This is a genomic window from Amycolatopsis sp. NPDC028719, from assembly GCF_055565395.1.
Window position 1 is genome coordinate 428779 of sequence record NZ_JBVHUL010000007.1, and the last position, 12393, is coordinate 441171.

Consider the following 12393-nt stretch of genomic DNA (forward strand, 5'->3'; position numbering starts at 1 on the left):
CCGGAGCCGGCGGTCAGGTGAGCCGCTTGATCGTCAGCCGCACCGAGCCGCGGTTGCCGGGATAGCCGAGCCAGCTGTCGTTGGCGAACGCGTAGAAGTACCCCGCCTTCCGGGCGACCCACCTCTCCAGCCGGCGGCCGATCGGGAACGCCTCGTACGGCTGCTGCACGTCGTGCTCGTCGAGGCTCGGGGCGGCCACCGCGCCGATCAGCGTCAGCCACTTCGCGTCTTCGCAGCGGCGGCCGCCGAACGAACGGGCCTGGGCGTCGTTGAGCCGGGCGAGCTGGGTCTGGAGCCACGCCGACGTCGTGGCCAGTGCGTGCAGCAGGTCCTGGACGTCCAGGCGGGCGTCGGCCTCGGTGCCGTCGGGGTGGTGCGCGATCTTCCCGTCCAGCCAGGTGCCCTCGGCGCCGAACTCGTACTCGCCGGGCTCGAGGTAGACCCCCGTCCAGTTCCACGGCTTCCCGGCGTAGACGTCGACCGTCGCCGATTCGCCGGGTTCGAGGCGGCGCCCTTCGCGATAAGGGCCCGTGGTGATCGGCGGCGCCGCCTGCCGGTCCACCGCGGACGGGGCGACGCCGGCGGAACCGGCGGCGATGAACGGGAAAGCGCGCGGCGCCGGGCACAAGACCGTGTACACGCCGTGGAGCGAGTTGTGCAGCACGCTCTGGGCGTCCGGGGCGATCTGCTTGTACATCGCGTCGTCGAACACGAGGTCCGGCACGGCCGCGCGGCACTCGTCGATCATCCACTGCAGGGCGGCGTCGGACAGGCCGCTGCTGTCGTGCCCGCCGCCGACGTCGCAGTGGTCGCCGGGGAACCAGACCTGCTTCGCCGTGCGCCCGCCGTCCACTTCGTCCAGGTTCGACCACAGGGTCGGCATGAACGGGCCGCGCATCTCGTCGATGGCCAGGGCCTGGCGGGCGTGCTTGACGTGGTCACCCAGCTTCGTGTCGTGGAAGCGGGGGAGGTGCCCGACGTGGTCTTCGACGAGCTTGAGCGGGCCGAGCCAGTCCGGGATGCCGAGCGAGCCGACGGTGTCCCAGACGCCGAGGAACTCGATCGGGACCGGGTCGGCCGCCTCGCCGGCGCCTTCCCGGTAGACCGTGGTGAAGAGCCGGTCGACCTCGGCCCAGAACTCGGTGGACCCGGCGGTCTTGAGTTCCGCGGGCAGGCCGCACCGGCTGATCATGCCGCCGAGGCTGCGCACGGTGAACGCCCCGCGGCTGAAGCCGAAGAGGTGGATCGCGTCGCCGGGGGAGTAGGTGCGCGCGAGCCAGCCGTAGGCGCTCTTGATGTTCTCCGAGAGTCCCTTGCCGACGAGCCCGCCTTGCAGGTGGTCGACGAGGCCGGGCCCGGTGCCGACCCCGGGGTGGTAGTACCGCGGCTGGCTGTCGAGGTTCGCCACGGCGTGGTGGATCCGCGCGACGTTCGTCGGCGACGGCCGGCCCTGCTGCTCCTGGTCGGGCGTGTTCCACGTCCCGTCGCAGCAGACGACCAGGTGCCGCCGGGTGCCTTCCGGCTCGTTCATCCGTCCCCCTCGCTCCCCTCGGAATGCTATTAGGAGGCAGCAGGGGGCCGCGGGGATACCGCCGGTTTCGGCGTACCGGGGTCGAGCCCCAAGGCGCTCAGCCGGCGGCTCCCGCGCGGGGTGATGGCCAGCTCGCGGTCCCCGTCACCGCGCCGGACCCAGCCGGCCGCCAAGAACGCTGCCAGCACTTCGTGGCCCAGGACGCCGCCGAGGTGGGGGACGCGGTTGGTCCGGTCGAGGCACGCCGTCGCGAGGCGGCGGCGGCCGGGGTCCACCCTGGCCGGGTCGACGCCGAGGTCGTGGAACGCCGACGCGTCGCCGCCCAGGGCCAGGTCGGCCGCCGAGCCGTCCGGGGGACGCAGCGCGCCGCGGTCGACCAGCATGGCGAACACCGCCACGCCGAGGCGGCCCGCGGTGTGGTCGTAGCACGTGTGCGCGATGTCCACTGTGGACTCCGCCGGCCGCGGTGGGGTGAAGGAGTCGTTGCCGCCGTAGCGGGCCAGCGCCGTGAGCACCGGCAGGAGGTCGTCACGGCCGACGCGGTAGAGCGCGTGGCGCCCGGTGTGCTCGACCGTCACCAGCCCGGCGGCCCGCAGCCGCGCCAGGTGGTTGCCCAGTCGCGGCGCGGTGATGCCCAGCGCGTCGGCCAGCTGCACCATGGTGTGCGGGCCTTCCGCGGCCAGCAGCTGCAGGGCGGTGAGCCGCACGGGGTCGGACAGCTCCCGCGTCAGGCCGACGATCGCGCCCTGGACGGGGTTTCCGGGTTCGATCATTCCGCTCACGGCGCGATCCTAACACCATTCATGAGTTGCTGAACGGTGCTCGCCGTGCTTACCATTCAGGCTCTCATGAAGGGTGGATGCATGAGGAGTCTCCTGTGGGGGCGCGGGGTGTCCGCGCTCGGCGACGGTCTGTGGTTCACGATCTGGGCGCTGTACTTCACCCGGATCCTCGGCCTGTCCCCGGTGACGGTCGGCGCGGGGATGGCGGTGGCGAGCGCCGTGGGCATGGCCGCCGCGGTGCCGCTCGGCGCGCTCGCGGACCGCGCCGGCGCCCGGGCGGTGCTGGTCGTCGTGACGCTGGTGCGAGCCGCGGCGATGGCCGGGTACCTGGCGGTGCGCGGGACCTGGTCGTTCCTGGTCGTGACGGTGCTGTTCACCGCACTGGCCACCGGCGGGACCGCGGTCCGCACGGCTCTGGTCACCGGGCTGGTGGCCGACCCCGCGCGCCGGATGCGCGTGCTGGCGCAGCAACGGGTCGCGCAGCACGTCGGCTACGCGGCCGGCGCCGGTCTCGGGGCTCTCGTGCTGACCGCCGACGCGCCGTGGGCGTACACCCTGGCCATCGCGGGCAATGTGGTGAGCTTCCTGGTCCTGGCCGGCACCACGCTGCTGGTGCCCGCACCCGCCACGGTCCCGGCGCGGCGCTCCGGCGCGCGAGCCGTCCTCGGCGACCGGCCGTACCTGTGCGTCGCCGGGGTCACCGCGGTGCTTTCCCTGTGCTGGGCGATGCTGTCGGCCGGGTTGCCGTTGTGGTTGTCCGGCTCGACGCGGCTGCCGCTCGGGCTGGGCGGGATCGTCGTCGTGCTCAGCTCGGTGGGCATCGCGGTGTTCCAGGTGCCGTTCGCCCGGTTCGGGCGCACCGCGACGACGGCGGCCCGGACCGCGGTGGTGTCCGGCGTGGTGCTCGCGGCGAGCTGCCTGCTGCTGGCGACGACGTCCGGCGGCGGGGGAGCGGGCGCGGTGACGGTGGTGGTGCTCGCCGCGGTGCTGCACGTCGTGGGCGAGCTGAGCTACGTGGCCGCGAACTGGGGGTTGTCGGTACGGCTCATGCGCGAAGAGGCGAAGGGTGCCTATCAAGGGGCGAGCGAAGCGGCCACGGCGACGGTCCAGATGGTCGGCCCGGCGGTGTTCACGCTCGCGGTCGGCGGTCTCGGTGCCCTGGGGTGGGTGCTGGTCGCGGGCGTGTTCCTGGTCGCCGTCGCGCCCCTCCCGCGGTTGACCCGCTGGGCGGTGCGGACCCGGGCGCCCGCGCTTGCCCGGCGGTGATCGCGGCTGTCAGGGCTCGCTATGCTCCGGGACCGTGCCGGAAACACGTCTCGACCTCGAGCGGATCCGAGCCGCCCGCCGGGTGATCGACCCGGTCTTCCTCGACAGCCCGCTCTACCGCTGCGAACCCCTGGAACGCGCGCTCGGCTGCCGGGTGAGCGTCAAGCTCGAGACCGCGAACCCCGTGCGCAGCTTCAAGGGCCGCGGCACCGAACTCGTCGTGGACGGCCTCGCCGGACGTGGCGAGCGGGCCGCCGTGTGCGCCAGCGCCGGCAACCTCGGCCAGGCTCTCGCCTGGTCCGGGCGGAGCCGGGGGATCGACGTCACCGTGGTCGCGTCGAAGTTCGCGCCCGCGGCGAAGCTCGACCGCATCCGGGCGCTCGGTGCCCACCTGGAACTGGTGGACGGCGACTTCGAGCTGGCCCGCTGCCGCGCGGTGGCGCTCGCCCGGGAGCGAGGCGTGCGCCTGGTCGAGGACAGCCTGGACGTCGAAACCTGCGAAGGCGCGGCGACGGTCGGCCTCGAACTCGCGGACGCGGGGCCGTTCGACGCGGTCCTCGTCGCGCTCGGCGGTGGGGCGCTGGCCACCGGGGTCGGGCACGTGCTGAAGAGCTGCGTCCCCGGCACGGAAGTGCTCGCCGTCCAGCCGGCGGGCGCGCCGGCGATGACCCTTTCGTGGCGCGCGCGGCGCGTCGTCACGACGGACTCGGCCGACACGATCGCCGACGGCGTGGCCGGCCGGTTCCCGATCCCGGAGGTCCTCGACGACCTCCTCGCCGTGGCCGACGACGCCGTCCTGGTGCGGGAGACGTCGATCATCGCGGAGATGCGGCTGTTCCTGGAGCACGCGGGCCTGGTGGTGGAGCCGTCGGCGGCCCTCGGCCTCGCGGCGATCCTCGAAGACCGCGACCGCTTCGCCGGGCGCCACGTGGTCACCATCGTGTGCGGCGGCAACGTCGACCTGCCCGCCTACCGCCGGTGGCTAGACCGTTGAGCCGGCCAGCAGGCCCTTCTCGCGCATGGCGGCCCGGAACACCTCGGTCTGCGTCGCGTCGAGGGCGTCCGCCGGGAACGCGAGCGGGCCTTCGGACTCCGTCTTCAGCACCCAGAACCCGCGGACGAGCGCGACGCGCCTGAACGTGGTCCACGCCCGGGTCATCGTGCGCCCGGGAGCTTCGACGGAGTACTCGACGTCGCTCAGGACGATCCGGATGGGTGCGGACTCCGCGTAGTGGCGCAGTTGCCGGGTGACCCGCCGAGCCTGGAGGGCCGGCCAGCCGACGGCCAGCAGGAGGAGCGCGCTGCCGAAGACCAGCCCGACCGGGTCCGGCTTCGAGCGCTGCAAGGCGATGGTCAGCACCACGATACCGAACAAGCCGTAGACCACGGCGGGCAGCCACCGGGCCACCAGGGCGCTCGGGTGACAGGCGCGGTACGACCGCTTCCCCATTTCGGGCGTGGGGACGAAGGAAAACGAGATGTCCACGGACGGTTCCCCCAGGTGTGATCGGGCGCGGTGATTCTGGCACGGTGCCCGGCGTGCCATCATGGCCGTGGCCCGATCGGCAAAGCGAACGGAGACGGGACCCGATGGACGCTTTACCGAACGGTGCGACACCGGTGGTCAAGGACGGCGGGCCGTCGATCCGCGCTATGCTCGCCGTCAACCTGCGGACCGCGAGGGCGGCCCGGAGCCTGTCGCTGTCCGAGCTTTCGCGGCGGTCCGGGATCGGTAAGGCGACTCTCTCGCAGCTGGAAGCCGGCACCGGCAACCCGACCATCGAGACCGTCTTCAGCCTGTCCCGCGCGCTGGAAGTGGCCATCTCCGACCTGCTCGACCACCGGCCGCGCGGCGGGCTGACCGTCGTGCGCGCGGCCGACGTCGAGGTCCTCCGCGGCGAGGGCGTCGACCTGCGCCCCCTGCGCCGGATCGAGGCCGAGAACAGCGTCTTCGAGGTCTACGACCAGGTCGTCCGCGGCGACGCGCCGCAGCGATCGCAGGGACACGTCGGGGTCGAGCACACCGTCGTCCAGACCGGCGGGCTGCGCGTCGAAGTCGGGGGCCGCACCGTCGACCTCGGACCCGGGGACTACGTCGCCTTCGACGCCCGCGAGCCGCACAGCTACGTCGCGCTCGAAGCCCCGGTGCGCTCGGTGCTGCTGCTCCAGTACCGGGCGGACGAACGCCTCGACGGCCGGCCGCACCCGTTGACATCCCCGGCGCGGGAGACTTAACCTCCGATCGTTCGCTTTACCGAACAGCGGAGGGTCGATGAACCGAACGCGGGCGGTGGTGATCGGAGCAGGTGTCGTCGGGGCGGCGTGCGCCCGGGAGCTGAGCCTCGCCGGCTTCGGCGTCCTGGTCGTCGACCGGGGCCGGCCCGCGGGCGGCACCACCTCGCACGGCGAAGGCAACCTCCTCGTCTCGGACAAGGGGCCGGGCGCCGAACTCCGGCTCGCGCAGCTCTCGGCCCGGCTGTGGCCGGAGATCGCGGCCGAGCTCGGCGACGCCTGCGAGTTCGACCCCAAGGGCGGCATCGTCGTGGCCACCACCGAAGCCGGCGCCCGCGCGCTCACGGCGTTCGCCGCCGGGCAGGCCGAAGCCGGGGTCCGCGTCGAGACACTGTCCACAGTGGACCTCGCCGCGGCCGAGCCCGCGTTGACCCGCGAGGTGTCCGCCGCGGTCCGCTACCCGGAGGACGCGCAGGTCCAGCCGGCCGGCGCGACGCTGGCCCTGCTCGGCTCCGCCCTCGCGCACGGCGCCCGCCTGCGTACCGGCACCGAGGTCACCGGCGCCGTCGTCCGCGGCGGCCGGATCACCGGAGTGCGCGTTCCGGGTGAGGTTCTCGACGCCGACGTCGTCGTGAACGCGACCGGCCCGTGGGCGGGCGAGGTCTCGGCGCGGCTCGGCGCCCCGATCGCGGTGCGGCCCCGGCGCGGCGAGGTGCTGGTGACCACGCCGATGCCCGGGGTGGTGCGGCACAAGGTGTACGACGCCGACTACGTCGGTGCGGTCGGTTCCGGCGACGGCGAGCTGCAGACGTCCGCGGTCGTCGAGTCGACGCGGGGCGGCACGATCCTGATCGGCTCGTCCCGCCGCCGGGTGGGTTTCGACGACGCGATCGTGCCGGCGGTGCTGAGCGCCATCGCGGTCAAGGCCCTGCGGCTGTTCCCCTCGCTGGCCGATGCCGCGGTGATGCGCGCCTACGGCGGGTTCCGGCCCTATGTGGACGATCACCTCCCGGTCATGGGCGAGGACCCGCGGCTCGGAAACCTGTGGCACGCAACAGGACACGAGGGGGCGGGCATCGGCCTGAGCGTCGGCACGGCGAAGCTGCTGCGCGAACTGCTGACCGGGGCGCCGCTGTCGATGCCGGTCGACGAGTTCACTGTGGACCGTCCGGCGGTGGTCGCATGATCGAGATCACCGTCGACGGCGAGGCCCTTTCCGGGATCGAGGGGCAGACGGTGGCCGGGATACTGCTGGCCGCCGGGCGGACGTCCTGGCGCACGACTCGCTCCGGAGCGCCGCGCGGCGTGTTCTGCGGAATCGGCGCGTGCTTCGACTGCGTGCTGACGGTGAACGGCGTACCGGACGTCCGCGCCTGCCGCCGCCGCGCTGTCGACGGCGACGAGATCCGGACGCAGACTCGTCAGGAGGAGGCATGACGCGGGTGGTCGTCGTCGGCACCGGCCCGGCCGGGCTCGCGGCTGCGGAAGCCGCACTGCGGGCGGGGGCGGAGGTGACGGTCCTCGACCAGTCGGACGCCCCGGGCGGCCAGTACCACCGGACGCTGCACGGGGTGCGGCAACCCGGGTTCGAGGAGCTGCTGGCGCGATGCGACTGGTGGCCGCAAAGCACGGTGTGGGCGCTCGAAGCCACCGCGGCGGGCGATGCTGGGGTAGGTGAGCGCGGGGTTGGCAATCCGGCGACCGCCGCCACCGCGGCGGGCGATGCTGGGGTAGGTGAGCGCGGGGTTGGCAATCCGGCGACCGCCGCCACCGCGGCGGGCGATGCCGGGGCAGGTGATCTCGCGGAGGGCAATTCCGCGACCGCCGCGCGCCCGGTCGGCGATCCCGAGGTCGCCGCCAGCGCGGCCGGCGATGCGGTGGCCGGCGATCCCGTGACTGCCGCCCGCGCGGCCAACGCCTCCGGAGCCGGCGAGCGGAAAGCGGGGCTCCGGATCCACGTCCTGCGCGGACCGGCCGATGGGTCCGGTCGTGCCCGCTACATCCTCGAACCCGACGCCCTCGTCCTCGCCACCGGTGCGCACGACCGCACTCTGCCCTTCCCCGGCTGGCAGCTGCCCGGCGTCTTCACCGCGGGTGCCGCGCAGGCGCTGGCCAAGGGCGAACGGGTCGCCGTCGGAAAGCGCGTTCTCGTTGCCGGGGCCGGGCCCTTCCTGTTGCCCGTCGCCGCGTCGCTCTTGGGCGTCGGGGCCGAAGTGGCCGCCGTCCTCGAGACCAACCCCGCGATGACCGTCCTCAAAGGATGGGGCTTCCCCACGCGCAAAGCCGGCGAACTGGCCCGCTACGCCGCCACCCTCGCCCGGCACCGCGTCCCCTACCACCTGGGCCGCACGGTCGTCGAAGCCCGCGGGGACGACCGGGTCCGCGAAGCCGTCACCGCCCGCGTCCGCGCGGACTGGTCCGTCGTGCCCGGCACCGAACGCACCTACGCCGTCGACGCCGTCTGCGTCGGGCACGGCTTCACCCCGCAACCCGAACTCGCCGTCGCCGCCGGGTGCGCGCTCGACGGCGGGTTCGTCCGGACCGACGGCCACCAGCGCACCAGCGTCGCCAATGTCTTCGCCGCCGGCGAGATCACCGGGATCGGTGGCGCGGACGCCGCGAGAGCGGAAGGCGCCGTCGCGGGGTGCGCCGCCGCCGGGGGCACGCCGGGCCGTGGCCTGCTGCGAGAGCGTGACCGCACTCGAGCCTTCGCGCACCGGTTGAACGCCGCCCACCCCATCGGCGCCGCCTGGGCGGGGTGGCTGCGCGACGACACGATCGTCTGCCGGTGCGAGGAAACCTCCTACGGGGAACTGAAAAGTGCCGCCGCCGACCCCGCCACGCCGGGTCCGCACGCCCTCAAGCTCGGCACCCGCGCCGGCCTCGGCCCGTGCCAGGGCCGGATGTGCGGGCCGGCCGTCGCCGAACTCTGCGGCGGCGCCGAGCGCCACCACCGTCCGATCGCCCAGCCGATCCGCCTGGGCGAGCTCGCCGCACCCGAAGGAGAGTCATGAGCACCCGCGATCTCGGCGGCGTGGTCGTCGCCGCCGCGCTGCCCTACAAAACCGACGACGCGGCGCCTGCCGGGCTGGCCGTCGACTACGACGCCTACGCCGGGCACTGCCGCTGGCTCGTCGAGAACGGCTGCCGCGGTGTCGGCCCGAACGGCTCCCTCGGCGAGTACTCCTCGCTCACCGACGACGAACGCCGCCGCGTCGCCCGCACCGCCATCGAAGCCGTCGGCGAAGACGGGATCGTGGTCGTCGGTGTCCACGGACCCGGTGCGCACCAAGCCAGGCAGTGGGCGGAGGCGGCGGCTGAGGACGGCGCGCACGGCGTGCTCTGCCTCCCGCCGACGCTCTACCGCGCCAACCGCGGCGAGGTGCTCGCCCACTTCGAGGCGGTCGCGTCGGTCGGCCTGCCGGTGATGGTCTACAACAACCCCTTCGACACCAAGGTCGACCTCACGCCCGGCCTGCTGGCCGAGATCGCGCAGATCGACAACGTCGTGGCGGTCAAGGAGTTCTCCGGCGACGTCCGGCGCGTGCTCGAGATCCGCGAACGCGCTCCGGAGCTGGCCGTGATCAGCGGCGCCGACGACGTCGTCCTGGAAAGCCTGCTGATGGGCGCCACCGGCTGGTTCGCCGGCTTCCCCAACGTCTTCCCGGCCGAGTCGGCGCGCCTGTTCGAGCTGGCCACGGCGGGCAAGCTCGACGAGGCCCGCGCGCTGTACGAACCGCTGGTCGCCGCGTTCCGCTGGGACTCGCGCACCGAGTTCGTCCAGGCCATCAAGCTGGGCATGGACATGGTGGGCCGCTACGGCGGGCCGTGCCGGCCGCCGCGGGGACCGCTGCCGGACGTCCAGCGCGAGCAGGTCCGCGCCGACATGGCCCGCGCGCTCGCTTCGCTGGGGGTGGCGTAAGTGCGCTCGTCACGCGCGATCACGGCGGTCGACTCGCACACCGAAGGCATGCCCACGCGGGTGGTGACCGGCGGCGTCGGCACGATCCCCGGCACCACGATGGCCGAGCGCCGCCGGTACTTCATGGACAACCTCGACCACATCCGACAGTTCCTCATGCACGAGCCGCGCGGGCACTCCGCGATGAGCGGCGCGATCCTGCAACCGCCGTGCCGCGACGACGCCGACTGGGGTGTCGTGTACATCGAGGTGTCCGGGTGCCTGCCGATGTGCGGCCACGGCACCATCGGCGTCGCGACGGTGCTGGTCGAGACCGGCATAGTGGAGGTCACCGAGCCGGTGACCGTGGTCCGCCTGGACACCCCGGCCGGGCTCGTCCACGCGGAGGTCACCGTCCGCGACGGGCGGGCCGAACGGGTCAAGCTCCGCAACGTCCCGTCGTTCCTCGCCGAGCGCGACACCGTCGTGGATGTGCCCGGTCTCGGCGAGGTGCGCTACGACCTGGCCTACGGCGGAAACTTCTACGCCATCCTCGAGCTGTCCCAGGTGGGCATCCCGTTCGAACGGTCCGAAAAGGACCGGATCCTGACCGCGGGCCTGGCGATCATGGGCGCGATCAACGAGCAACGCTCGCCGAAGCACCCGGCCGACCCGCTGATCGGCGGGTGCAAGCACGTCCAGTTCCTCGCCCCGGGCTCGGACGCGCACGCGTCGCGGAACGCGATGGCGATCCACCCGGGCTGGTTCGACCGGTCGCCCTGCGGCACCGGCACGTCCGCCCGGATGGCGCAGCTGCACGCGCTCGGCGAGCTGCCGCTGCACACGCCGTTCGAGAACAGTTCGTTCATCGGCACGACGTTCACCGGCGAGCTGGTGGGGGAGACGGAGGTGGGCGGCGTGCCGGCGGTGATCCCGGAGTTCTCGGGCCGGGCCTGGATCACCGGGACCGCCACCTACCTCCTCGATCCCGATGACCCCTTCCCGGCCGGGTTCGTGCTTTAGGACGTGATGCTGGCGACCGCGTCGACGCCGTAGTTGTTCGCATACCCGTTTTCGACCCCGACGAGGATCTCGGCGACCTCGAACCAGCGGTCCCAGAAGGGAGTTTCACGCAGGGCGTCGACCAGGCGCTGGTACGCCGCGTGGTCCACGGCCTCCCACACCCACACGTCGGTCACGCGTGCCGAGTAGAACTCGGTGTCGTAGAAGCGTGACCGGACGCCTTTCGCCTTTTCCTCGACCGCCGGGACGATCTCGCCGCGGAACGCCTCGATCCGCTGCTCGACCGTCATGGCCAGCCATTCGGGAGTGGTCTTCACCAGCATGAAGGCGGTTACGGCCGGGGTCACGCGTACGCACCCGCTTCGATGTCCTCGACCAGGGTCGGCCCGGACGGTGTCCAGCCGAGCAGCTCGCGGGTGTGTGCGCTCGACGCGGACATGTCCAGGCCGAAGAACCGGCCGATGAACCCGAAGTGCTCGACGGCGTTCTCCGGCGCGACCGAAACCACCGGCAAGCCGAACGTGCGCCCGATCGCCTCGGCGATCTCCCGCGTCGTCACGGCCTCTTCGGCGACAGCGTGCAGCCGCGAACCGGCGGGTGCGCCTTCGACGGCGAGCCGGACGAGCCGGGCCGCGGCCGGCCGGTGCACCGCGGACCACGCCGCGTCGCCGTCGCCGAGGTAGGCGGACACGCGGTGCCGGCGGGCCGCCGCCGTGATGGACGCCAGGAACCCGGGGTCGCCGACGCCGTGCACCGACGGTGCGAAACGGACGCTCGCCACCCGGACGCCCTTGTCCACGTACTCGAGGGCGAGGTTCTCCCCGCCGCCGCGCATCGAGTCCGGGCCGACGGCCGGGGACACGTCGGTTTCGACCGCGGGCCGCCCCCGGGTCACGCCCGCGAGCGCGCCGGCGAGCACGAACGGCCGGTCGGTGCCGGCGAGCGCGCCCGCCAGCGTCTCGATGGCGGCCCGCTCGGTCCGGTTGTTCTCCGCGGGGTTCGCCCAATCGTGCTTGTTGCCGAGGTGGACGACGGCCTGGGCGTCGAGCGCGCCGTCGCGGAGGCCGTCGAGGTCGTCGAGGTCGCCGCGCCGGATCCGGGCGCCCTCCTTGGCGAGCTTGAGAGCCGCGGCGTCCGAGCGGGCGAGACCGGTGACCTCGTGCCCGGCGCCGAGCAGTTCGCTGACGACGGCCGTGCCGATCCACCCCGTCGCTCCGGTGACGAACACGTGCATGGTGCTGCTCCTTCTTCGGGATACTCGTTACGAGTTCAAAGCTAGGAGCCGCGGAGCTGTTCGCGCCACGCAACTTGGGCAACCGGTGATTGCGTCAAGCGCAAGTCTCGTGTCAGGAGCCGGTTTCGACGTGGTCGAGGACGCCGAGGGCGTCCGGGACCAGGACGGCGGCGGAGTGGTAGGCGCTGACCAGGTAGGACGTCACGGCGCGGTCGTTGATGTGCATGAACCGGACGTTGAGGCCGGGTTGGTATTGGTCGGGTAGGGATTTGGGGCGCAGGCCGATGACGCCGGCGTCGTCTTCGCCGGTGCGCAGGGCGAGGATGGAGGTGGTGCCGGTGTCGGTGAGGGGGATTTTGTCGCAGGGCAGGATCGGGACGCCGCGCCAGGTCTGGACGCGTTTGCCGTCGAGGACGGCGGTGTC

General features: G+C 73.1%; 13 protein-coding genes and 1 pseudogene. 8 read left to right on the forward strand and 6 right to left on the reverse strand.

Going from position 1 to position 12393, the window contains the following annotated elements; translation table 11 throughout:
* Positions 1-13: 13 nt before the first annotated feature.
* Together ACZ4TR_RS32720 and ACZ4TR_RS32725 are read right to left on the reverse strand one after the other, a co-directional pair.
* On the reverse strand, positions 14-1531 hold the full coding sequence (locus ACZ4TR_RS32720) for a DUF2235 domain-containing protein (protein WP_465291447.1): 1518 nt from the start codon (positions 1529-1531) through the stop codon (positions 14-16).
* Positions 1532-1560: 29 nt separating this feature from the next.
* On the reverse strand, positions 1561-2304 hold the full coding sequence (locus ACZ4TR_RS32725; RefSeq protein WP_465291473.1) for an ArsR/SmtB family transcription factor: 744 nt from the start codon (positions 2302-2304) through the stop codon (positions 1561-1563).
* Between the two features lie 90 nt (positions 2305-2394).
* Between ACZ4TR_RS32725 and ACZ4TR_RS32730 the strand changes: the two genes are divergently transcribed.
* Both ACZ4TR_RS32730 and ACZ4TR_RS32735 read left to right on the forward strand, forming a co-directional pair.
* Positions 2395-3579, forward strand: coding sequence for an MFS transporter (locus ACZ4TR_RS32730; RefSeq protein ID WP_465291449.1), 1185 nt, complete (start codon positions 2395-2397; stop codon positions 3577-3579).
* Between the two features lie 34 nt (positions 3580-3613).
* The gene (locus ACZ4TR_RS32735) at positions 3614-4573 is read left to right on the forward strand and encodes a threonine ammonia-lyase (RefSeq protein WP_465291451.1); all 960 of its coding nucleotides are present in this window, start codon (positions 3614-3616) and stop codon (positions 4571-4573) included.
* On the opposite strand, the gene ACZ4TR_RS32740 is transcribed toward ACZ4TR_RS32735, so the two are convergent.
* A complete protein-coding gene (locus ACZ4TR_RS32740; protein WP_465291452.1) occupies positions 4562-5065 on the reverse strand; it encodes a hypothetical protein in 504 nt (167 codons plus the stop codon). The genes ACZ4TR_RS32735 and ACZ4TR_RS32740 overlap by 12 nt on opposite strands.
* A 104-nt stretch (positions 5066-5169) precedes the next feature.
* Here ACZ4TR_RS32740 and ACZ4TR_RS32745 point away from each other — a divergent pair, with 104 nt between their 5' ends.
* Genes ACZ4TR_RS32745 through ACZ4TR_RS32770 form a run of 6 tightly spaced genes read left to right on the forward strand, consistent with a single transcriptional unit; the run spans position 5170 to position 10735 of the window.
* Positions 5170-5814, forward strand: coding sequence for a helix-turn-helix domain-containing protein (locus ACZ4TR_RS32745; protein ID WP_465291454.1), 645 nt, complete (start codon positions 5170-5172; stop codon positions 5812-5814).
* Between the two features lie 37 nt (positions 5815-5851).
* Positions 5852-6997, forward strand: a complete 1146-nt coding sequence (locus ACZ4TR_RS32750) for an NAD(P)/FAD-dependent oxidoreductase (RefSeq protein WP_465291456.1) — start codon at positions 5852-5854, stop codon at positions 6995-6997.
* Entirely contained in the window at positions 6994-7248 is a 255-nt protein-coding gene (locus ACZ4TR_RS32755) for a (2Fe-2S)-binding protein (RefSeq protein ID WP_465291458.1), read from the forward strand. The genes ACZ4TR_RS32750 and ACZ4TR_RS32755 overlap by 4 nt, the downstream gene beginning before the upstream one ends.
* Positions 7245-8825 carry an FAD/NAD(P)-dependent oxidoreductase gene (locus ACZ4TR_RS32760; protein ID WP_465291459.1) on the forward strand — a complete coding sequence of 527 codons (1581 nt, stop codon included), beginning with the start codon at positions 7245-7247 and terminating at the stop codon, positions 8823-8825. Before ACZ4TR_RS32755 ends, ACZ4TR_RS32760 begins: the two co-directional genes overlap by 4 nt.
* Positions 8822-9733, forward strand: a complete 912-nt coding sequence (locus ACZ4TR_RS32765) for a dihydrodipicolinate synthase family protein (protein WP_465291461.1) — start codon at positions 8822-8824, stop codon at positions 9731-9733. Before ACZ4TR_RS32760 ends, ACZ4TR_RS32765 begins: the two co-directional genes overlap by 4 nt.
* Positions 9734-10735: a proline racemase family protein gene (locus ACZ4TR_RS32770; RefSeq protein ID WP_465291463.1), complete on the forward strand. Its 1002-nt coding sequence runs from the start codon at positions 9734-9736 to the stop codon at positions 10733-10735.
* Here the strand turns inward: ACZ4TR_RS32770 and ACZ4TR_RS32775 are convergent.
* The 3 genes and pseudogenes from ACZ4TR_RS32775 to ACZ4TR_RS32785 all read right to left on the reverse strand — a co-directional run.
* Complete coding sequence (locus tag ACZ4TR_RS32775; protein WP_465291465.1) at positions 10732-11082, reverse strand: darcynin family protein; 351 nt, start codon at positions 11080-11082, stop codon at positions 10732-10734. The genes ACZ4TR_RS32770 and ACZ4TR_RS32775 overlap by 4 nt on opposite strands.
* The gene (locus tag ACZ4TR_RS32780) at positions 11079-11969 is read right to left on the reverse strand and encodes an SDR family oxidoreductase (RefSeq protein WP_465291466.1); all 891 of its coding nucleotides are present in this window, start codon (positions 11967-11969) and stop codon (positions 11079-11081) included. Before ACZ4TR_RS32780 ends, ACZ4TR_RS32775 begins: the two co-directional genes overlap by 4 nt.
* Positions 11970-12081: 112 nt before the next feature.
* Positions 12082-12393, reverse strand: a pseudogene (locus ACZ4TR_RS32785) (Crp/Fnr family transcriptional regulator); the annotation flags it as partial.